This window comes from Azospirillum sp. TSH20 (genome assembly GCF_003115935.1).
Taxonomy (GTDB): domain Bacteria; phylum Pseudomonadota; class Alphaproteobacteria; order Azospirillales; family Azospirillaceae; genus Azospirillum.
In genome coordinates, this window is record NZ_LGQU01000118.1 from 17,978 (window position 1) to 37,503 (window position 19,526).

The 19,526-nt window shown below is 66.8% G+C and carries 18 protein-coding genes; 9 read left to right on the forward strand and 9 right to left on the reverse strand.

Annotated features, from left to right (window positions below):
- Positions 1-326 precede the first annotated feature (326 nt).
- A complete protein-coding gene (gene pcl, locus TSH20_RS28390; RefSeq protein ID WP_109156693.1) occupies positions 327-1,556 on the reverse strand; it encodes a 4-coumarate--CoA ligase in 1,230 nt (409 codons plus the stop codon).
- A gap of 10 nt (positions 1,557-1,566) precedes the next feature.
- A complete protein-coding gene (pyp, locus tag TSH20_RS28395) occupies positions 1,567-1,956 on the reverse strand; it encodes a photoactive yellow protein (protein WP_247870963.1) in 390 nt (129 codons plus the stop codon).
- Positions 1,957-2,395: 439 nt separating this feature from the next.
- Here pyp and TSH20_RS28400 point away from each other — a divergent pair, with 439 nt between their 5' ends.
- Genes TSH20_RS28400 through arsB form a run of 3 tightly spaced genes read left to right on the forward strand, consistent with a single transcriptional unit; the run spans position 2,396 to position 4,401 of the window.
- Complete coding sequence (locus TSH20_RS28400; protein WP_247871431.1) at positions 2,396-2,794, forward strand: helix-turn-helix transcriptional regulator; 399 nt, start codon at positions 2,396-2,398, stop codon at positions 2,792-2,794.
- A 22-nt stretch (positions 2,795-2,816) separates the two neighbouring features.
- Positions 2,817-3,335, forward strand: a complete 519-nt coding sequence (locus TSH20_RS28405; protein ID WP_109156694.1) for an arsenate reductase ArsC — start codon at positions 2,817-2,819, stop codon at positions 3,333-3,335.
- Positions 3,325-4,401, forward strand: coding sequence for an ACR3 family arsenite efflux transporter (arsB, locus tag TSH20_RS28410; protein WP_247871432.1), 1,077 nt, complete (start codon positions 3,325-3,327; stop codon positions 4,399-4,401). Before TSH20_RS28405 ends, arsB begins: the two co-directional genes overlap by 11 nt.
- Before the next feature lie 13 nt (positions 4,402-4,414).
- On the opposite strand, the gene TSH20_RS28415 is transcribed toward arsB, so the two are convergent.
- Both TSH20_RS28415 and TSH20_RS28420 read right to left on the reverse strand, forming a co-directional pair.
- Complete coding sequence (locus tag TSH20_RS28415) at positions 4,415-6,007, reverse strand: DHA2 family efflux MFS transporter permease subunit (RefSeq protein ID WP_109156736.1); 1,593 nt, start codon at positions 6,005-6,007, stop codon at positions 4,415-4,417.
- Positions 6,004-7,134 (reverse strand): HlyD family secretion protein, encoded by a 1,131-nt coding sequence (locus tag TSH20_RS28420; protein WP_109156695.1) that lies wholly within the window; start codon positions 7,132-7,134, stop codon positions 6,004-6,006. The genes TSH20_RS28415 and TSH20_RS28420 overlap by 4 nt, the downstream gene beginning before the upstream one ends.
- Before the next feature lie 540 nt (positions 7,135-7,674).
- Between TSH20_RS28420 and TSH20_RS28425 the strand changes: the two genes are divergently transcribed.
- The 3 genes from TSH20_RS28425 (at position 7,675) to TSH20_RS28435 (ending at position 11,994) form a co-directional block, all read left to right on the forward strand.
- The gene (locus TSH20_RS28425; protein WP_109156696.1) at positions 7,675-9,330 is read left to right on the forward strand and encodes an SLC13 family permease; all 1,656 of its coding nucleotides are present in this window, start codon (positions 7,675-7,677) and stop codon (positions 9,328-9,330) included.
- A gap of 138 nt (positions 9,331-9,468) precedes the next feature.
- Positions 9,469-10,053: a GAF domain-containing protein gene (locus TSH20_RS28430; protein ID WP_109156697.1), complete on the forward strand. Its 585-nt coding sequence runs from the start codon at positions 9,469-9,471 to the stop codon at positions 10,051-10,053.
- Positions 10,054-10,176: 123 nt separating this feature from the next.
- A complete protein-coding gene (locus TSH20_RS28435; RefSeq protein ID WP_247871433.1) occupies positions 10,177-11,994 on the forward strand; it encodes a sensor domain-containing phosphodiesterase in 1,818 nt (605 codons plus the stop codon).
- Between the two features lies 1 nt (position 11,995).
- Here the strand turns inward: TSH20_RS28435 and TSH20_RS28440 are convergent, their stop codons facing one another.
- Both TSH20_RS28440 and TSH20_RS28445 read right to left on the reverse strand, forming a co-directional pair.
- Positions 11,996-13,399, reverse strand: coding sequence for a VOC family protein (locus TSH20_RS28440; RefSeq protein ID WP_109156699.1), 1,404 nt, complete (start codon positions 13,397-13,399; stop codon positions 11,996-11,998).
- A gap of 116 nt (positions 13,400-13,515) precedes the next feature.
- Positions 13,516-14,427, reverse strand: coding sequence for a LysR family transcriptional regulator (locus TSH20_RS28445; protein ID WP_109156700.1), 912 nt, complete (start codon positions 14,425-14,427; stop codon positions 13,516-13,518).
- A gap of 191 nt (positions 14,428-14,618) precedes the next feature.
- Here TSH20_RS28445 and TSH20_RS28450 point away from each other — a divergent pair, with 191 nt between their 5' ends.
- Positions 14,619-15,914: an FAD-binding oxidoreductase gene (locus tag TSH20_RS28450; RefSeq protein ID WP_109156701.1), complete on the forward strand. Its 1,296-nt coding sequence runs from the start codon at positions 14,619-14,621 to the stop codon at positions 15,912-15,914.
- A 28-nt stretch (positions 15,915-15,942) separates the two neighbouring features.
- Here TSH20_RS28450 and TSH20_RS28455 read toward each other — a convergent pair whose 3' ends face one another.
- The 3 genes from TSH20_RS28455 to TSH20_RS28465 form a co-directional block, all read right to left on the reverse strand.
- Positions 15,943-16,644 carry a CBS domain-containing protein gene (locus TSH20_RS28455; protein WP_109156702.1) on the reverse strand — a complete coding sequence of 234 codons (702 nt, stop codon included), beginning with the start codon at positions 16,642-16,644 and terminating at the stop codon, positions 15,943-15,945.
- A gap of 237 nt (positions 16,645-16,881) precedes the next feature.
- Complete coding sequence (locus TSH20_RS28460; RefSeq protein ID WP_109156703.1) at positions 16,882-17,748, reverse strand: cell wall hydrolase; 867 nt, start codon at positions 17,746-17,748, stop codon at positions 16,882-16,884.
- Between the two features lie 148 nt (positions 17,749-17,896).
- Entirely contained in the window at positions 17,897-18,091 is a 195-nt protein-coding gene (locus TSH20_RS28465; protein ID WP_109156704.1) for a hypothetical protein, read from the reverse strand.
- 326 nt (positions 18,092-18,417) lie between these two features.
- Between TSH20_RS28465 and TSH20_RS28475 the strand changes: the two genes are divergently transcribed.
- The gene (locus TSH20_RS28475) at positions 18,418-18,954 is read left to right on the forward strand and encodes a dihydrofolate reductase family protein (protein WP_109156706.1); all 537 of its coding nucleotides are present in this window, start codon (positions 18,418-18,420) and stop codon (positions 18,952-18,954) included.
- Positions 18,951-19,514 carry a TetR/AcrR family transcriptional regulator gene (locus TSH20_RS28480; protein WP_109156707.1) on the forward strand — a complete coding sequence of 188 codons (564 nt, stop codon included), beginning with the start codon at positions 18,951-18,953 and terminating at the stop codon, positions 19,512-19,514. Before TSH20_RS28475 ends, TSH20_RS28480 begins: the two co-directional genes overlap by 4 nt.
- Positions 19,515-19,526 lie beyond the last annotated feature (12 nt).

The window sequence follows — 19,526 nt, forward strand, 5'->3', positions numbered from 1 at the left end:
CCGCCCAATTCCGAACGGTTCCATCGGCGACGCCCTTGAAATTTTTGCGTCTACCGTGAGCGCGGCAAAAAAATGATGGAACAGATGCCCACGCTGTTTCGTTGAATCGGCAGCATCGAAGAGTTCTGCTCTTCCAACCTGTCCCTCGGAATATGGAGGCGTCGCATGCCTATCTTGCTTTGGCTTCTGGGTGTCCCCGGAATTATCGTGATCCTGCTTTGGATGACCGGCATCATCGGCTTCTAAGCCCGGCGAGGGGAGCGGTTGGCCCGCGTCTTCCAGACGAGTTCCGCGGGCAACCCGCCCCGCCGCTCACCCCTGCGACGTCAGCGGTCAGTCGCCAGCGGCCAGTCGCAGGGCTTTCCCATTCCATTCACCGGCAATGCCGGGCCGAAGGCAAGGGCACGCGGACGGTGCGGGGCGGGAAGCGTCGCCTCGATCCAGTCGGTCAGCCGCCGATACAGCTCCTCCCGTGGTGGTGCCGTGCGTGCCGGGACGATGAAGGCCTTGAGGCGTGTCCCCTCCTCGGGCCGCATCAGCCTTACGGCGGCGGCTTCGACATCGGGATGGCCGGCCAGATGCGCCTGCACCCCCGCCAGTGACACGTTCACCCCACCGACCTGCACGACCGTGTCGAGGCGACCGCTTGGACGGAAGCCTTCTTCGTCGTGACTCAACCGGTCTTGGAGTGTGGCGGACAGGACCGTTCCGTCGGCCAGACGCCGGGTCACCCTGCCGTCGTCGCCGAAACGCCACCAGGGAAAGGGCCGGAATGGTGCGTCGGGGCTCTCGCGCCAGCCGAGCCCGGCGGTTTCCGAGGACCCGAACACCTCCACCAGCCGCGCCAACCCGACCCCACGCACGCCGCGCGCCGTGTCCGGCGGACAGGGCGCGGTGGAACTGGCGCCCGTCACCCCGTCCGGCAGGGCCGCGCCGGAACGCAGCAAGGCGCCCCACCAGTCGGGGTGAGCGACGACGAGGTCACCGGGGCCGAGCCGGGCCGCAAGACCGCCGGGCGAGGTGCCGCGTCCATCCACCACCGGGACGGCGAGGCGGTCCGGCAGCAGCACCGTGAACAGGAAGCCGTAGATGTGGTGGGCGGGGACGACGCTCACGACACGCCGCGGCGCCTCCGCGCCGCCGGACAGGAGAGCGGCCAGCGCGTCGGCCTCTTCCTCCAGCGCGGCCAGCGGATGCTCGCAACGCTTCCCCTCGCCGGTGCTGCCCGACGTGCGGAAACTCAGCGCACCATCGAAGCGGCCGAGCGCCGCCTCGCAAACGTCGAGCCAGTCCCCGACCGTCCGATGCACCAGAAGGTAATCCTCGATGCCGCTGCGGTGCAGGTGCAGCGCCTCGTTGAGGGCCGCGGCGAGTTGCAGGAGATCGAGGGAGTCGGCTCCTACCCCGTCAGGGCCGAGCGGAAGCGTCTCCGGCCAGCGATGGGGATGCGCCGGCGGCGAACCGCCCGGCCGAAGCCGTGCGAATTCGCCGGCCAGCAAATCGCACACGACCCGGCTCAGGCTCTCGCGATTTCGCCACCATCGTTGGATCGTCATGGCAACCCGCTCACAGGCGCTTGACGAACACCCAATAGCTGTCGCCGATCAACGCCTTCTTCATGTGGACCTTCACCTTGGTCGGCTGCATCTGGTAGTTGAAGGTGTACTCGATCATCGTGTTCAGGTCTCCGGACTTCACTCCCTTGTCGAACACGCCCTTGAAGGCCGGGGTGTTGGTGCAAGGGGCGATCTCGGTGAAGAAATTCTTGCCGACGACGGTCTTCGGGTCGCGTCCGGTGATGGCGCCTTCGGCGGAATTGTATTGGAGGATGCGACCGGTGGCATCAAGCTGAACGGCGCCGAACGCCAGACGGTCGATCTCCGACGCGCTCATTTTGCCGAGGGTGTTTTCGATGTCGGAGGAGCCGAACTCGACGAGTTGCATGGTCGCGGGCATGGTGGGGAGTTCTCCGTATCCAGAAAGACGCGCGCCGCGCCGGGCGCGCAGCGGACGAAAGTCGATGCCTGTTGGCGGACATCGCTCATGAATGGACAATGAATTCGAAGAAGGCGTTGATCGCCCCAAACCTCTTCGTCATCGGCGTTATCGATAGAGGTATGTTTGGATGGCTCGCTTGTCTATAGGGACTCAAAAGCATAGAGATAAAATCATTCTGAATTATGACGTAATATGATTTTGGTTGTGCCGCATTCTTAACTGGATCTTGACACTCGCCGCGCCGCCGATGCGGCTGCCGACAATCTCCGGAAGGCAGTCCTGTCCACGGCGCCGGCCGGCCACCGGTCATTTCGACTGTCATCGAAATGAGATTGACAGCCCTATCCACGGCAGTTAATTCGATACTTGTTGAAACATCGAATTTACGGGGGCCGGCATGGAGAAGAAGGACGTCCTGGCCGGACTGGCGGCGCTGGCGCAGGAGACGCGGCTGGACATCTTCCGCCTGCTGGTGGAAGCGGGGCCGGAGGGCAGCTCCGCCGGGGCGATCGCGGAGGCGCTGGCGGTCGCGCCGGCCACCCTCTCCTTTCACCTGTCCAACCTGACCCATGCCGGGCTGATCGTGCAGCGGCGCGAGAGCCGGTCGCTGATCTACTCGGCCGATTTCGAACGGATGACCGGTATCGTCGGCTTCCTGTCGGAGAATTGCTGCGGCCGGTCGGCCAATCCCGCCGCCTGCGTGCCGCTCTGCGCGCCGACGCCGGGACCGGCCAACACGGTGACCGAGGAAAATCCCTGCCAAGGAGCGTCCGCAGGGCCGCGCCGCGGCTGCTGACCGCCTGCAAACGGAGCGAAGAATGGTCGAGCATCGCGTCTACAACGTGCTGTTCCTGTGTACCCACAACAGCGCCCGCAGCGTCATGGCCGAATGCCTGCTGAACCGGGAGGGCAAGGGCCGCTTCCGCGGCTTCAGCGCCGGCAGCCAGCCGTCCGGGCGCATCAACCCCCATGTCCGCGACCTGCTGGAGCGGCTGGGCTTCCCGACGGCGGAATTGCGGTCGAAGACCTGGGACGAGTTCGCCGCCCCCGGCGCCCCCCACATGGACTTCGTCGTCACCGTCTGCGACAACGCCGCCGGAGAGGTCTGCCCGGTCTGGCCGGGCCAACCGATCAGCGCCCATTGGGGCTTCCCCGATCCGTCCAGCGCCACGGGCACCGAGGCGGAGAAGGCCGCCTTCACCGCCACGGTGTTCGGGCAGATCCAACGCCGCATCCAGGCTTTCGCCGCCCTGCCCATCGCGTCGCTCGACCGTATGGCGCTGAAGCGGAAAATGGACGACATGGCACGGGCGGAGGGCGGCACCGATGTCCGCTGACGTCCACTCCACCGCCCCGGCGGCGCCTCCCGCCATGGGCCTGTTCGAGCGCTATCTCAGCCTGTGGGTGGCGCTGTGCATCGTCGCCGGCATCGCGCTCGGCCATCTGGTGCCCGGCCTGTTCCAGGCGATCGCGGCGGCGGAGGTCGCCCAGGTCAATCTGCCGGTGGCGGTGCTGATCTGGCTGATGATCGTGCCGATGCTGCTGAAGATCGACCTCGGCGCGCTGGGACAGGTTGGTGAGCATTGGCGCGGCATTGGCGTGACGCTGTTCATCAATTGGGCGGTCAAGCCCTTCTCGATGGCGCTGCTCGGCACGCTGTTCATCGGCCATCTGTTCGCCCCGCTGCTGCCGCAGGAACAGATTTCCTCCTACATCGCCGGACTGATCCTGCTGGCGGCGGCGCCCTGCACCGCCATGGTGTTCGTCTGGTCGAACCTGTGCGAGGGCGAACCGCATTACACGCTGAGCCAGGTGGCGCTGAACGACCTGATCATGGTGTTCGCCTTCGCGCCCATCGTCGGGCTGCTGCTGGGCGTCGCGTCGATCACCGTGCCGTGGGGGACGCTGCTGCTGTCGGTGCTGCTCTACATCGTCATCCCGGTGCTGGCGGCCCAGCTCTGGCGGCGCAGCCTGCTGGCGGCCGGCGGCGAGCCGGCGCTGGCGCGCGTTCTCAGCCGGATCCAGCCGGTGTCGCTGCTGGCGCTCCTGACCACGCTGGTGCTGCTGTTCGGCTTCCAGGGCGACCGGATCCTGGCGCAGCCGTTGGTCATCGTCCTGCTGGCGGTGCCGATCCTGATCCAGGTCTATTTCAACGCCGGTCTGGCCTATTGGCTGTCGCGCCGGTTCGGGGTGGCGTGGTGCGTGGCGGCGCCGGCGGCGCTGATCGGCGCCTCCAACTTCTTCGAACTGGCGGTCGCCGCCGCCATCAGCCTGTTCGGGCTCGGCTCCGGCGCCGCGCTCGCCACCGTGGTCGGCGTGCTGGTCGAAGTGCCGGTAATGCTGTCGGTGGTGCGCATCGTCAAGGCATCCAAGCCTTGGTACGAAGGACAGGCCGGGGCGTGAGTCCCGCCGGTCTTCAGTGCTTCACCCGCCGCAGGATCAGGGCCAGCGGCACGGCCGAGGCGGAGATCAGCATCAGGGCGAAGAACACGTCGATGTAGGCCCAATAGGCGGTCTGCATCTGCACCTGCTGCCCGATATAGGCGATGGCCCGGTCCCGCGCCCCCGCCTGTCCGCCGGCGGAGGAGAAATAGGTCGTCGCCTGTTCAAGGGTGCGCTGATAGGCCGGGTTGGAGGGGACGATGGTCTCGACCAGCCGGCTGTGGTGGAACTGCTCGCGCATGGCCAGCACATTCTGGGCGATCGACACGCCGATGGAGCCGCCGACATTGCGCGCGACATTGATGAGGGCGGAGGCCTGATCGGTCTTGTCGCGCGGGATGCCGTCATAGGACGCCGTGGTGATCGGAATGAAGATCAGCGGCAGCCCGATGCCGATATAGATGCGCGACCACGCGAAGAACCAGAAGGTCGACTCCGGGTTCAGCCGCGTCAGGTCCCACATCGCCAGCGCGACGATGGTGGCGCCGGTGGCGATCAGGTATTTCGGCTGGATGCGTCCGGACAGCCGGCCGACGACGATCATCATCACCATGGTCACCATGCCGCCCGGCGACAGGGCGAGGCCGGCCCACGTGGCGGTGAAGCCGTAATAGGCCTGCAGCAGCTCCGGCAGGAACTGGGTGGTCGCGATCAGGATGGCGCCGGTCGCCAGCATCACCAGGAAGCAGGACCCGAACTGCCGCGTCGCCACCATCCGCAGGTCGAGCATCGGGTTCTCCCGCGTCATCTCCCACGGGATCATCAGGCAGAAGGCGGCGATGCAGATGACGGTGAAGATAATGATGAAGCCGGACGCGAACCAGTCGTCGGTCTGGCCGCGGTCGAGGATCACCTCCAGCGAGCCGAGGAAGGTCGCCACCAGCAGGAAGCCGACCACATCCATGCGGATGCCCTGCCGCTTCATCCGCTGGCGCTCCTCGATGGCGGATTTCGGCTCCTGAACCAAAAAGCTGACGAGCGCGAAGGCGAACAGCCCGACCGGTCCGTTGATCAGGAAGCACCAGTGCCAGGACAGATTGTCCGACAGCCAGCCGCCCAGCGTCGGCCCGACCACCGGCGCCACCACCACGGCGATGCCGAAGATGGCGAAAGCCTGCCCGCGCTTGGCCGGCGGGAAGCTGTCGGCCAGGATCGACTGCGAGATCGGCACCATGCCGCCGCCGGCGAAGCCCTGGAGCACCCGGAACAGCAGCAGCGATTCCAGATTCCAAGCGAAGCCGCAGGCGATCGAGCTGGCGGTGAACAGCCCCAGGCAGGTCAGGTAGAAGCGCTTGCGGCCATAGCGCTTGGCGATGAAGCTGCTGGCCGTCAGCACGATGGCGTTCGCCACGAGGTAGGAGGTGACGACCCACGACGCCTCGTCGGCGCTGACCGCCAGCGTGCCGGAGATGTAGCGCAGGGCAACGTTGGCGATGGTGGTGTCCAGCACCTCCATGAAGGTGGCGATGGAGACCACCACGGCGATCATCCAGGGATTGCGGCCGCCGGCGGCACTCTGCGACGCATCGAAGCCGCCGGCGTTGGCGCCTTCCGCCGCGGCGCTCATCGCACCGTCACCCGCGGCACCACCGACATGCCGGGGCCGATCGACACGCCGTCCGGCCATTGGTCGACGACGATCTTCACGGGGATGCGCTGCACCACCTTCACATAGTTGCCCGTCGCGTTCTGGGCCGGCAGCAGCGAGAAGGCGGTGCCGGAGCCGGGCTGCACGCTGTCGACATGGCCGGTGACCTTTTGATCGGGATAGGCGTCGATGCGGATGTTCACCGGCTGACCCGGCCGCATGTCGGTGATCTGGGTTTCCTTGAAGTTGGCGGTGACCCAGATGTCGTCGGGCACGAAGATGGCGAGGCTCTGGCCGGCCTGCGCGAACTGCCCGACCGCCCCGCTCAGCTGCACCACCCGGCCCGGCTGCGCCGCGGTGATGGTGGTGTAGGACAGGTTCAGCTTCGCCTGGGCCAGCTGCGCCCTGGCGCGCGCCAGATCGGCCTCGGCGCTGGTGCGCTGGGCCTGGAGCGCGCCGACCTGCCGTTCGGCGGCGATCACCGCGGCGTTGGCGCTGGTCAGCTTGGCCTGCTGTTCCTGCAGGTTGGCGGTCGATTGCTGCGCCTGCTGCACTGTTCCGGCGCCGCGGGACTGCAGGTCGCGGTAGCGCGCCGCATCCTCCTTGGCGAAGCCGACCGCCGCCTCCGCCTGTGCGACCTCCGCCCTGGCCTGATCGATCTGGGCGCGCTGGGCGGCGATCTGGGCGTCATAGCCGGTGATCGCGGCTTGGGCGGAGTCGATCTGCGCCTGCGCCTGCTCCAGCGCGGTCTGATAATCGCGCGGATCGATGCGGAACAGCAGGTCGCCGGCCTTCACATGCTGGTTGTCGCCGACCGCCACCTCCGCCACATAGCCGGACACCTTGGGCGCGATCGGGAACTGGCGGGTGTCGATAAAGGCGTCGTCGGTCGATTCATAGGGATGGATGTTGCGCTGCCAATAGATGTAGCCGGCCACCGCCAGCAAGGCGACGACCACCAGCCTGACGATGATGGCCAGCGGATGGCGCCGGATGAATCCGGGCTTCTTGCGGCCGGCTTCGGCGGCCGGCTGTCCGCGTTCGCTGCGGCCGGCATCCTGATCCGCAAGTGTGACGACGTCCCTGTGCTGCTGGTCGTCCGGCATGCTGTGACGCTCCTGACCGAAATGCCGGGCGATCGGTAAAGGCCCGGTCGTTGTCGCGCGGGAGCGGCACGGCTCCCCAGCGCGAAACACGTCAGCCCCCCATTGCGTTGCACCAACACGGCAGAAAGCTGACCGGCACGACTGCAAACCGGCCATGTCATCGGCGGACAATCACATCAGGGCGTCCGCTCCGTTGTTGGGGTAGAGGAAAGTGGCCATCCGCAATCATCCTGGAGTCACCACGGTAGTCGCCAAGTAAACTCCGATGATGGTTGGCGATATCCTGGCGATCCCCACACAGTTTTAACTCCCCTCCACCATGACCGTCTGCCGTCATGGCTGAGTCCATATTTCCGCATGACATGCGACATTTTGGCGCCAAGGTCTCCGGGCTCGGTTACCATGTTGTCGACCCACTTTAATATATTAGTATAGTCGAGTAACGAACACGGAAGCGACGCCGGCGGGAGTTGCCATCGAACTGCCGTTGAACTGCCGCTGAACCGGGGGCGCCGTGACTCAAGAACCGGGGAGCCGACCATGAGGCCCATCGTCAAGCTCATGGCCTCCACAGCCGCGACGGTCGCCGCAACCGTGAATCTGTTGGCACCGACCGCCGTCCTGGCCGATACCGGTCACTTCGCCTATTCGACGGACGGCGGCGCCCAGATCGCCGTCGGGCTGCTGCTGGCGGCGCTGTTCGCCACGCTGATCGCCGAGACCTTCCACAAGACGCTGGCGGCCGGCGCCATCGTCGCCGTGATGCTGATGGTCTCGGCGGCGACGCCGCTGCACATCATGGATTTCGACACGGCAGTGCGCGCGGTCGACTGGAACGTCATCTTCCTGCTGGGCAGCATGATGGCGATCGTGTCGGTCCTGATCGGCACGCGCGTCTTCGACTGGCTGAACGCCCGCATGGTTGCCTGGGCGCGCGGCCGGGCGAAGCTGCTGGCGAACACGGTCATTGTGGCGACGGCGGTGCTGTCGGCCTTCGCCGACAACGTCACCACCGTGCTGTTCATGGCGCCGGTGGTGTCGAAGGCGGCGCGCAGCCTGCGGGTGTCGGTGTGGGCGTTGGCGATGCCGATGGTGATGGCCGCCAACATCGGCGGCACGGCGACGCTGATCGGCGACCCGCCCAACGTCATCGTCGGCGTGGCGGCCGGCCTGCCCTTCATGGACTTCATCTATTTCCTGACCGTGCCGGTGATCTTCATGATCGTCGCGCTCTGCGCCTTCAGCGCCTTCTGGTACCGCAAGGATCTGGCCGGCGCCCATGCCGAGAGCGAGGGCGACGCCGAAACGGTGGAACTGCAGGATCCGAAGGTGCTGTCCTGGACCCTGGGCGTGGTCGGGCTGACCTTCCTCGGCTTCTTCACCCACAGCATCACCCATCTGCCGGTCGGCGTCGTCGCCTTCACCGGGGCGGTGCTGACCATGGCCGGTCGGCACATCATCCTGCGCGGCCCGCTGGGGGCCAAGAAGGCGGAGCATCTGTTCACCCATGGCTTCGAACATGGGATCGAGTGGCTGACGCTAGGCTTCTTCATCTTCCTGTTCATGGCCATCAGCTCGGCCGAGCATACCGGCCTGATCGCTGCCGCTGCGGCGAAGCTGCAGGATCTGGTGCAGGCGGTCTCCGTCGGCTTCGGCATGGGGCTGCAGGCGAAGCTGCTGACCGCGGCCCTGCTGATCCTGGTGTTCAGCGCGGTGGTGTCGGCGGTGGTCGACAACATCCCCTACACCATCGCCGCCGCCGCCATCGTGCGGGTCCTGGCTGCCTCCTTCGCCACGGAGTTCACGGCGGCCGGGCTGGGCGGTGCGGAACTGCAGATGACCACCAACGTGCTGTGGTGGTCGCTGGCGCTCGGCGCCTGCCTGGGCGGCAACGGCACGCTGATCGGCGCCAGCGCCAACGTCACCACCGTCGGGCTGCTGGAAAAGGACGGGCACCACATGCCGTTCGTCTCGTTCCTGCGCTTCGGCGTGCCGGTCACCGCCATGACGGTCGGCATCGCGGCGCTGTACCTCACCAGCTATGTCTATGGCGGGGCGATCCAGACCAATCTGGTGGGGGCGATGGCGCTGCTGGCGCTGGGCGTCGCCGCGGTCCTGCGCGGCATGAGCCGGCGGATGCCCAAGACGGCGGAAGAGGCGGCCGATGGGACGCTGTCCCCGCCGGTGGGGGAATAGCGCGGACTGCCCGCAGGCAAGGATGGGGGCGGTCGTCCCGCTACGCGGCAGCAAATAATTCCAAATCCGCAAATCCAAAACTGCGCCCAAACGTAGAAGGAACGCAGCCCTATCCATCGCACTGCGGAGCCCCAGCCCATGACATTTCTGACGGAGACCGGCGCGAGCGGCACCGCCCGGGAGGTTTCTCCAAGCATCATCCCGCGCGGCGCGGTCCCCATCGATGACGAGGCGGCAAGGCTGGATGCACTGCGGCGCACGGGACTGCTGGACAGCGAACCGGAGCCGGCCTTCGACGATCTGGTCTGCTGGGCCTGCGACCATTTCCACGTGCCCATCGCGCTGGTGTCGCTGCTGGATGCCGACCGCCAGTGGTTCAAGGCGCGCCGCGGCCTTGCCGTGCAGGAAACCTCGCGCGACATCGCCTTCTGCCGCTTCACCATCCGCCAGAGCCTGCCGATGGTGGTGGAGGATGCCGCCTGCGACCCGCGTTTCCAGAACAATCCTCTGGTGCTGGGGGAACCGCACATCCGCTTCTATGCCGGCGCGCCGATCATCAACCGGGAGGGGCTGGCGCTCGGCTCCGTCTGCCTGATCGATACGGTGCCGCGCAGCTTCGGCACGGTGGACCGCATGGTGCTGGCCCAGTTGACGGTGACGGCGCTGGCCGCCATCGAGCGGCGCCGGGACGAAAAATTGCAGAGCGAAAATCGGCGTAGTTGAGGACGACGGGTTGTTTTTATGCTGCGCTGCACCATTCTCACTGGCTCATTGACGGATTTGACGGCAGGATCGGTGCCGGACTTTGTTGAAGACGATATTGCCGGGAACAGGATGACCATCCCCATGATGCCCGCGTCGGCCTTGCCGCCGATCCCGGCCCGCGAGGACGACCGCCTCGTGGCGTTGCAGCGGTACGAGTTGCTCGACACACCGGCGGAACCTGCCTTCGACCAGATCACCCGGCTGGCGGCCAAGCTGCTGAAGGTGCCGGTTGCGCTGATCTCGCTGGTGGACCGCGACCGGCAATGGTTCAAGTCGCGGATCGGGCTGCCGGTGCAGGAGACGCCGCGCGACCACGCCTTCTGCGCCCATGCGCTGGAATCCGACGCCCTGCTGGTGGTCGCCGACGCCCGGCAGGACGAGCGGTTCGCCGACAACCCGCTGGTCACCGGCGATCCCAACATCCGCTTCTATGCCGGGGCGCCGTTGCGGACGACCGACGGGCTGGCGCTGGGCACCATCTGCGTGATCGATGACCAGCCGCGCGCGGCCCTGACTCCGGAGGAGGAGGAGGCGCTGCGCGACCTGTCGGCGATGACGATGGCGCATATCGAGGCGCGGCGCGCGGTCGGCTATCTGCATCCCGTTACCGCGCTGTCGAACCGCTTCCGCTTCCTCGCCGATGTCGATGCCATGACGGCCGAACCGGCGGAGTCCGCGGAAACGGCGGTGGTGATCGACACCGCGGCATCCCAGCAATATGCCGAGCTGACCCGCGTGCTGGGGCAGGTCTGCGCCGATGCGTTCGAGGTGGATTGCGCCCGCCGCATCCTCGCCTGCCTGCCGGAGCGGACGCGGCTCTACCATGTCTCGCCGGCCCGCTTCGCCTTCATCCTGCAGGGCCACGGCGCGGCGGACGGCGAGCTTGTTTCCACGCTCCACCGCGTCAGCACCGCCATTCGCAGCCCCTTCAAATATCAGGGCGTGCCGATCGCCACATCCACCGGCATCGGCTTCGTCCACCGGTCGGACAGTCCGCCGGGAGGCGTCGAGTTGCTGCGCGCGGCCACCAGTGCCGCCCACCAGTCGCTGGAGGAGCAAAAGCCCTGGTGCGCCTATGACGAGGAACAGGACCGCGCCGCCCATCGTGCCTTCCTGCTGCTGCGCAGCCTGACCGAGGCGATGGGCGCGCGGGATCAGCTGCACATCGCCTACCAGCCCAAGGTCGACCTGCGCACCGACCGCTGCATCGGCGCGGAAGCGCTGCTGCGCTGGACCCATCCGGAACTGGGGCCGATCTCACCGGCCGAATTCGTGCCGCTGGCCGAACGCACGGCGCTGGTGCGGCCGCTGACCGAATGGGTGATCGCGGCGGTGCTGGCGCAGGTCGCGCACTGGCGTCGGCGCGGCATCGCCCTGCCGGTGTCGATCAACATCTCGATGCTGGATCTCGGCACCGGCGATTTCGCCGACCGGGTGGCGGCGATGCTGGACCGCCACGGGGTGCGGGCGGACTGGATCGATTTCGAGGTGACGGAAAGCGCCCTGATGACCGATCGGGCGGAGGTCGACCGCCAGCTCCGCCGGCTGCGCCACCTGGGCATCGCGGTGGAGATCGACGATTTCGGCACGGGGCAGAGCGCCCTGTCCTATCTGAAGGACATTCCGGCGACGGCGGTGAAGATCGACCAGCGCTTCATCCGCGCCATCGCCGCCGAGCGCAGCGACCAGATCATGGTCCGCTCGACCATCGAGCTTGCCCATGACCTGGGATATCTCGTCATCGCCGAGGGGGTGGAAACCGACGAGGCTTACGACTGGCTGCGCCTGCACGGCTGCGATTTCGGCCAGGGCTACCTGATTTCCCGGCCGCTGGCGCCGACGGCGTTCGAGGACTGGCTGGCGGCGGGCGCCTTCCGCCCCGCCGCCATGTCCGCTTGACCTACTTCGCCGCGACGCAGGCGGCGATGGAGGCCCGTTCGACCTCCGCATAAAGGTCGAACGGGTTCAGCACCGCGGCGCCGAGATCCGCTTCGAAGCGCTGCTGGTTCGGGCTGGCGGTGAAGTCCTGCTGCGCATCATCGCCCAGGTTGGACTGGAAGATTCCGGCGGCGCTGACCGGCAGGAAATCCTCGTAGACCACCGGGTCGAAGCGGACGAGGCCGCTTTCGATCAACGTTTCAAGGTCGGCACCCGGCGCCGGCGGGTTGCGGCGGCCGGCCTCGGTCAGCGAATAGGCGAAGTAGCCGAGCCCCTCGCGGCGGATTTCATCCCAGCTGTCGGGGAAGGGCGCGAACACCTCCTGCAGCGCCGCCATATACTGCGCGGCGTTGGAGCCGTCAGCGGCCGGAGCGACGAGGCGGCGGGAGTCCTGCAGCAGCGTGTCGTACAGCGCCCGTCCCTTCGGCGTCAGTGCGATGCCGCGCTGTTCGATCTCGCCGAAGCGGGCGGTGTGGACACCCGACCGCCAACCGTCACCGTCATTGTCACTGGCCCGGAAATCGACTGGCTCGCTCAGCGCCTTGAAGGAGGTCTGGCGCAGCAGGATCGGGCAGCGGCGGGTCGGCGGGCCTTCCACCACCGCCTTGGGCGCGATGCCCTTTTCCGGCATCATCCGCTGGACCGCGTCGATGTCCAGCGTGCGCGGAGTCAGGTGGTTGATGTGCGGCCCCTTGAAGGACACCACGTCGGCGATCAGCCGGTGGGCGTCGTGCAGGCGGTTGTACAGGTCCAGCGGAACGTTGGCCCGGCTGTGCCAGCGGAAGGTCTCCAGCGCCTCCGCAACGAAGCGGTCGGCATCCTCCTCGTCAAGCCCACCCTCGGCCTCCGCCTTTTCGATCAGGGCGAGGCAGCCGGGAGTGAAGATGCTGCGGGCGGCCAGCACCCGCTCCGCCTCCCGCCGCAGATCGGCGTCGGCGATCAGGTCGAGCCGCAGCAGCGAGGTGAAGACCCGGAAGGGGTTGCGGTTCAGCGCCTCCCCGTCCACCGGGCGGAAGGCGGTGGAATGGACGGGGACGCCGGCCTCCGACAGGTCGTAATAGCCGACCGGATGCATGCCCATCACCGCGAACAGCCGGCGCATGGTCGACAGCTCCTGCGCGGTGCCGAGGCGGATGGCACCGTGGCGCTCCTCCGAAATGCGGGCAAGCCCGCCGGCGGCCTCCAGCCGGTGGCGTTCGGCCGGGTCGGCGGCCAGCACCGCCGCGTTCACCTCCTCCACCAGCTCGACGAGCGTCTGATAGGCCGGAACCTCCGTCCGATACATCTCCGACATGGCGGTCGAGAACAGGGTGCGGATCGCATTGGGGCTGATGGCAACGGCACGGGTAATCGTCTGGACGCTCATTCCAAATCTCGCTCGCGTTGGCTTGCCGGACCTGTGCGGTCCCTTCCAAGCCGCTGCTATAGCAACGATCTGCCGCGCTGGATTGCGATTGTTTTTCCCGACTTCATGACCAAAGCTCATGACCCTGCAGGGTCGCGGCAGTCCGCCGTCTCCGCCAGGATCCAGTCGCGGAAGGCGGCGAGCGGCGGATAGCCCGCCCGCTCCGCCGGCCAGACGACGTAATAGGCGTTCTCGCTCTCCATCGGCAGGTCGAGCGCCGGGACCAGCTGTCCCGAGCGCAACTCCTCCTCGATCAGGAACAGCGGCAGCAGGGCGACGCCCAGCCCGGCGATGGCCGCCTGGGACGCCGTGGCGAACTGGTCGAACAGCATGCCGTGCACGCCGTCGGCGGGGGTGCGGTGCAGGGTCAGCCAGCGCTCCCACGCATCGGGGCGGCTGGTCAGATGCAGAAGCGGGGCGAGCCGCAGGTCGGCCGGCTGGCGGAAGTCGAAGCGGTCGCGCAAGCCCCGGCTGCAGGCGGGGATGACGGTCTCCCGGCGCAGCAGCGCCATCTCCCCGCCCGGCCAGTCGGGACGGCCGAAATGGATCGCCGCATCCGCCGGGTCCAGCCGGAAATCGAAGGGCGCCATCCGCGTCACCAGATTGATGGTGATGCCGGGATTGTCGGCCAGGAAGTTCGGCAAACGCGGCGCCAGCCAGCGCGTGCCGAAGGTCGGCAGGATGGCGATGCTGAGCGTGCCGCCGAAGGGGTTGGCGCGCAGGTTCAGCGACGCGGTGCTGATCTTGCGCAGCGCGTCGCGGACCTCGCGCACGTAATATTCGCCGCCGGCGGTCAGGCGGATGGTCTGCCGTTCACGGTGGAACAGCTCGACCTCCAGCAATTCCTCCAGCGCCTTGATCTGACGGCTGACCGCGCTCTGGGTCAGGGAGAGTTCCTTGGCGGCCGCGGTGATGCTGCCGGTACGCGCCGCCGCCTCGAACGCCGAGAGCAGGGCCAGGGAGGGAAGGAAGCGGCGGGGGCTCTGCATCTCATTCCTGGGAAGAATGACTGGTTGAGCAAACATCACTTGGCCGAAGGAGGTAGGCAAGTCAATCTTCCCAACCATCCAGGGGCTGCGGCGGCCCGTTCCGCCCATGGATGCGGTGGGGACAGTGTTTCCAGCCGGGAATGACGGGCGTACAAAAGCAAAAGCAACAGACGCGAAAAGGACCACAGGGGATGCAGAACGATCCGCGGTCGCACGGGCTTTGGGAACGCACCGCACCGGCGGCACCGCCGACCGCACCGCTGGCCGGCAGCGTCCGGGCCGACGTGGTGATCGTCGGCGCCGGCTACACCGGCCTGTCCGCCGCGCTGCATCTGGCCGAAAGCGGCGTCGACGCCGTGGTGGTGGAGGCGGTGGAGATCGGCTTCGGCGGCGCCGGCCGCAATGTCGGGCTGGTCAATGCTGGCATGTGGGTGATGCCGGACCAGCTGGTCAGCACCCTGGGGCCGGTCTATGGCGAGCGGTTGATCGATCTGCTGGGCAATGCCCCCCGGTATGTCTTCGAGCTCATCACCAAGCACGGCATCGCCTGCGAGGACGAGCGCGCCGGCACGCTCCATTGCGGCGTCGGCGAGGCGGGCCTGCGCGAACTGGAACAGCGGGCGGCGATCTGGCAGAAGCGCGGTGCCCCCGTCCGCCTGCTGGACGCGAGGGAAACCGCTGAGAAGGTCGGCACCACGGCCTACACCGGTTCGCTGCTGGATCGCCGCGCCGGCACCATCCAGCCGCTGGCCTATGCGCGCGGACTGGCGACGGCGGCGATTGCGGCGGGTGCCCGCATCTTCACCGGCAGCCCGGTGCAGTCGGCGGGACAGACCGGGTCGAAGTGGGAGGTGAAGACGCCGAACGGGTCGGTCACCGCCGATTGGGTGCTGGTCGCCACCGACGCCTACAGCATCGGCCCCTGGCAGCAACTGCGCACCGAACAGGTCCACCTGCCCTATTTCAATCTGGCGACGGAGCCGCTGTCCGACGCCATGCAGCGGGCCATCCTGCCGGAACGCCAGGGGGTGTGGGACACCAAGTCGGTGCTGAGTTCCTACCGCTTCGACCGGCAGGGCCGGCTGGTGTTCGGCAGCGTCGGCGCGCTGCGCGGGACCGGGACGGCGGTGCATCGGGCCTGGGCGCAGCGGTCGCTGGCGGCCCTTTTCCCGCAGCTCGGCCCCGTGCGGTTCGAGGCGGAATGGTACGGTCAGATAGGCATGACCAGCGACAACCTGCCCCGCTTCCACCGGCTGGACCGCAACGTCATCGCCTTCAGCGGATACAACGGCCGCGGCATCGCCCCCGGCACCGTGCTCGGCCGCTGCCTGGCCGAGCACGTCACCGGCAAGCTGCCGGATGCGGAGATGCCACTGCCCAACACGCCCACCGGGACGGTGTCGGGCCGCGCCATGCGGGAAGCCGTCTATGAGTATGGCGCACAGGCGACCCATCTGGTCGGGGCGAGGCTGCCGGGGCGGATCTGAACGCCGGAAACCCGCCCCGGCATCCTGATCACAGCCCCCAGGCGCCGCTTTCCGCCGCGTCGACGACCTGGATGTTGTTCTCCACCGCCTTGACGCCGGGGACGCTTTCCGCCGCGACGCGCACGGCGTCGCGCTGAGATCCGCTGCTGGCAAAGCCCCAGAGCTGGACCACCCCGTTGCGGACGACGATGGCGTCGTGCGAGCGCGAGTCCCAGGAAACCTCTCTGACGGCGGCGGCCACCCGCTCCTTCAGCGCGCGGTCGTCGGGGGCGGCGGCCGGGGTATCCGGCGCGACGCTGGCCAGCGCGCGCAGCAGGTTGGCGCGGCTGACGATGCCGACCAGGGCGCCCTGGCGCACCACCGGCACGCGCTTGATCCGTCGGGTCTCCATCAGCCGCACGACGTCCTCCGGCGTGGCGTTCTCGTCCACCGTGGTGACGTGGTTGGTCATCACGTCCGCGACCTTGCGGGCATGGGACTTGATGAAGTCCTCCGTCGGCAGGGTGCCGCCGGACACCATGCTGAGCCACCAGGAGCGATGACGCTCCGTCCCCAGTTCCACACGGCGCAGCAGATCGCCTTCGCTGATGATCCCCACCACCTTGCCGGCCGCATCGACCACGGGCATGCCGCTGATGTTGTTCTCCAGCATCTTGCGGGCGGCATCGGCGACGGTCGCATCGGGACCGATGGTGATGACCCGCGGCGTCATAAGATCGACTGCCTTCATCGTTTCTCTCCCCTTCGAAGTCGTTGGCCGTCATGTCGTTCGACAAGAACAGCCTAGGGGATCGACAGACGGGTACGATTGATCTGCAGCAATTCACGACCCGGCTTTCCGCCTGATGGAAAATACGGATCAACTATCCGCAATTTCAGGCGGTTAACAGACATTCCCTCGTCTTTGAGACGAGATGACGTACTCCTAGCCGCTCATCCGCCTTTCCCGAATCTCACGCCCCGCCGCCTATTCGCTGATTTCCGCCACCAGCGTGCCGATCGGATCGGCGAGCTTGGTGGGGGCCGTCTCGGCAGGCGGCGTCGGATAGCGGTAGAAGGCATGGCCGCCGATGGAGGTGGTGTGCAGCCGCGCCTCCGCCCAGTCCGGTTTCTGGCGGCGGAGCGCCGCCTGCGCCGGCGGGCTGTAGAACAGCGAGGCGCGGGCGGTGGGATCGGGCATGTCGTCGTCGTTGAGATACCAGGCCAGCCCCCGCGCGACGTGCAGCGCCTCCTGATCGGCGGTGAGGCGGGGTTTCGGCCAGGACGGCATGCCGCCCGCCCGGATGACATGGGCCTGCCGGCGGATCTCCGCCAGGATGCGCCGCGCCTCCACACGCGGATCGGCGGCGAGTTTCGCCTGTTCGGCGGCCTTCTCCCGCTGTGTGGCCCGCTGCTTTGCCGTTTTGCCGTGCTTCTCCCGCGTCTTCGGCTCGACCGGCGGCACCGCGAAGGGTTCGAACTGGCCTGCGGCGACGACGACCCGGCAGGGCAGCGACGGCTGGTCGGCCGAGGCGGCGCGGTTGGCGACCACCCACATCACGGCCGCCATGGCGTCGGCCCCCTCCCCCCTCGCCTCGGCCCAGCCGGCCAGCGCGAGACAGCGGCGCTCCCGTTCGGCCTGCCAGGGCGTCAGCATGTAGACCGACGTGCCGATGACGACCGGCTGCTTGGCGCCACCCCGCTTCGGCATGCCCCCCTTCACATCACCGACGAACCGGGCGCACCCGCTGTCGCCCGGCCGGCAGACGGCGTCGCCGGCATCGATGACCTGCGCACCGGCACCGGCCGGCAGCAGGACGGTCGCGAGCATCAGGGCTGGAAGGAGATTGCGCATCCCGGTCTCTCCGTCGTCGGAAGGGGGACTTCCTTCGACAGGAGGGCGGACGGCAAGTTCCCTGATTCGTCCACTTCTCAGACAGCTTAAGCCTGAGGGCGGAGGATGTACGCCGTTCGGGTCCGGGAAGGGTCCGTCCCCGTGCCTGTTACGCCGGAGAGCGCCCGGACCCTTCCGGCTTTCCGCCGTCGCCGGTCCAATCGTCGGTCAGATACTCCTGCGAGCGGCTGATCTCCTCGACCTCCGCGCGTGAGGGCGGCTTCGGCACCTGGGCCTGACCGGAGGTGCGGTCTTCGGTGCGGTCGTTGGTGGACTCGGGGCGGGGATCGGGGGTGCTGGGCATGGAGGACTCCTTGTCGGTCTGGGTAGAGCCCCAGCAAACAGGAGGCGGACCGCAAGATCGCGCCGTTCTGGATTGCGGCGGCACGGCACTGTCGAGCGAACGCGTCGCATCGTCGGTGGGCGAAAGCTATCGCCTGATCCTCAGGCACGGACCCTGCGAGAGGTGGCGCCGGGGCACTCGGTGGCGTGCATTCGGGATGATGTGGGGGTGAGAGTCCGTTTTGCGCCAGGAGTTGCCCTTCACCTCCGGCTCCGATGCGACGCAGCTTGACGCAAACGACGTCCATCTCTAATTATTTATACGACGTATAAATAAGGGGGTCGAGAATGATCAGCGGTCATGTCTTCATCGCGACCAGTCTTGATGGATTCATTGCACGCAATAACGGGGACATCGGCTGGCTACTGGAAAGGGACGACCCTTCCGAGGATCATGGCTATGACGCCTTCATCGATAATATCGATGTCATCCTCATGGGACGCGGCACCTATGAGAGCATTCAGAATATAAGGCCCTGGCCCTACACACGTCCGGTTGTGGTCATGTCGGGCTCACTTAAGGGCCAGCAGGTTCCAGAGGACATGGCGGAAAAGGTCCAGTTCTCCGACAAATCTCCAAAGCAAGCGATGGCAATGCTCGAGGCTGCGGGAAATCGCCGTGTCTATGTAGATGGCGGCTTAATCATTCAATCATTCTTGCGCGAAGGACTGATTACAGACATGGTAATCACTCGCGTCCCGGTGCTGCTTGGACAGGGGCGCAGCCTGTTTGGCGCGATCCCTTCCGATATTGCGCTCATCCATGAAGAGACCCGCAGTTTCGCTTCCGGTCTCGTCCAGTCACGCTACCGGATCGCACCATGACGCGCCCACGGGGACGTCCGCCCCACAACAAGGCAGCCGTCTCGCGTGACGACATGCTGTCAGCCGCACTAGACTTGGTTGATACCAATGGGGTCGATGCGTTCACCATGCGTACATTGGCTGAACGGCTCCAGATCAATCCTATGACGATATACCACCATTTCGGTGATCGTGACGGTTTGATCGGTGCCATGTCGGAACGGGTCTACCGTGACGTCTCAGCACCAGCATCAGGCGCCCCCCGGAGCCGGATCGAAGCCCTCTTGCGGGCCTATCATGGCCAAGTGCTGAACCATCCCGGCCTCACCCTGCTCATCTTCAGCCGACCCACGGTCTTTCCGGAACAGGCGCAACGAATAACCAAAGAGATTAGCGAACTTTTGGTCGAAGCTGGATTGTCGCCGCAGAGAACCAAAATTTGGGTAAACATACTCGTCGATTTCACCCATGGTGCCGCAATCGCAACTGCGATCAGTGGCGGTTTCCATTCTGAGGGCCCTGGCTCGAAGGATGATTACGACAAGGCCCTTACTGAACTATTGAACGGACTCAACAACTGATTGCAGGCCAAT

What these genes read in the sequence shown, in the direction of transcription:
- pcl (WP_109156693.1), bottom strand. Translation starts at nt 1,556, where the DNA reads ATGACGATCCAACGATGGTGGCGAAATCGCGAGAGCCTGAGCCGGGTC.
- pyp (WP_247870963.1), bottom strand. Translation starts at nt 1,956, where the DNA reads ATGCCCGCGACCATGCAACTCGTCGAGTTCGGCTCCTCCGACATCGAA.
- TSH20_RS28400 (WP_247871431.1), top strand. Translation starts at nt 2,396, where the DNA reads ATGGAGAAGAAGGACGTCCTGGCCGGACTGGCGGCGCTGGCGCAGGAG.
- TSH20_RS28405 (WP_109156694.1), top strand. Translation starts at nt 2,817, where the DNA reads ATGGTCGAGCATCGCGTCTACAACGTGCTGTTCCTGTGTACCCACAAC.
- arsB (WP_247871432.1), top strand. Translation starts at nt 3,325, where the DNA reads ATGTCCGCTGACGTCCACTCCACCGCCCCGGCGGCGCCTCCCGCCATG.
- TSH20_RS28415 (WP_109156736.1), bottom strand. Translation starts at nt 6,007, where the DNA reads ATGAGCGCCGCGGCGGAAGGCGCCAACGCCGGCGGCTTCGATGCGTCG.
- TSH20_RS28420 (WP_109156695.1), bottom strand. Translation starts at nt 7,134, where the DNA reads ATGCCGGACGACCAGCAGCACAGGGACGTCGTCACACTTGCGGATCAG.
- TSH20_RS28425 (WP_109156696.1), top strand. Translation starts at nt 7,675, where the DNA reads ATGAGGCCCATCGTCAAGCTCATGGCCTCCACAGCCGCGACGGTCGCC.
- TSH20_RS28430 (WP_109156697.1), top strand. Translation starts at nt 9,469, where the DNA reads ATGACATTTCTGACGGAGACCGGCGCGAGCGGCACCGCCCGGGAGGTT.
- TSH20_RS28435 (WP_247871433.1), top strand. Translation starts at nt 10,177, where the DNA reads ATGATGCCCGCGTCGGCCTTGCCGCCGATCCCGGCCCGCGAGGACGAC.
- TSH20_RS28440 (WP_109156699.1), bottom strand. Translation starts at nt 13,399, where the DNA reads ATGAGCGTCCAGACGATTACCCGTGCCGTTGCCATCAGCCCCAATGCG.
- TSH20_RS28445 (WP_109156700.1), bottom strand. Translation starts at nt 14,427, where the DNA reads ATGCAGAGCCCCCGCCGCTTCCTTCCCTCCCTGGCCCTGCTCTCGGCG.
- TSH20_RS28450 (WP_109156701.1), top strand. Translation starts at nt 14,619, where the DNA reads ATGCAGAACGATCCGCGGTCGCACGGGCTTTGGGAACGCACCGCACCG.
- TSH20_RS28455 (WP_109156702.1), bottom strand. Translation starts at nt 16,644, where the DNA reads ATGAAGGCAGTCGATCTTATGACGCCGCGGGTCATCACCATCGGTCCC.
- TSH20_RS28460 (WP_109156703.1), bottom strand. Translation starts at nt 17,748, where the DNA reads ATGCGCAATCTCCTTCCAGCCCTGATGCTCGCGACCGTCCTGCTGCCG.
- TSH20_RS28465 (WP_109156704.1), bottom strand. Translation starts at nt 18,091, where the DNA reads ATGCCCAGCACCCCCGATCCCCGCCCCGAGTCCACCAACGACCGCACC.
- TSH20_RS28475 (WP_109156706.1), top strand. Translation starts at nt 18,418, where the DNA reads ATGATCAGCGGTCATGTCTTCATCGCGACCAGTCTTGATGGATTCATT.
- TSH20_RS28480 (WP_109156707.1), top strand. Translation starts at nt 18,951, where the DNA reads ATGACGCGCCCACGGGGACGTCCGCCCCACAACAAGGCAGCCGTCTCG.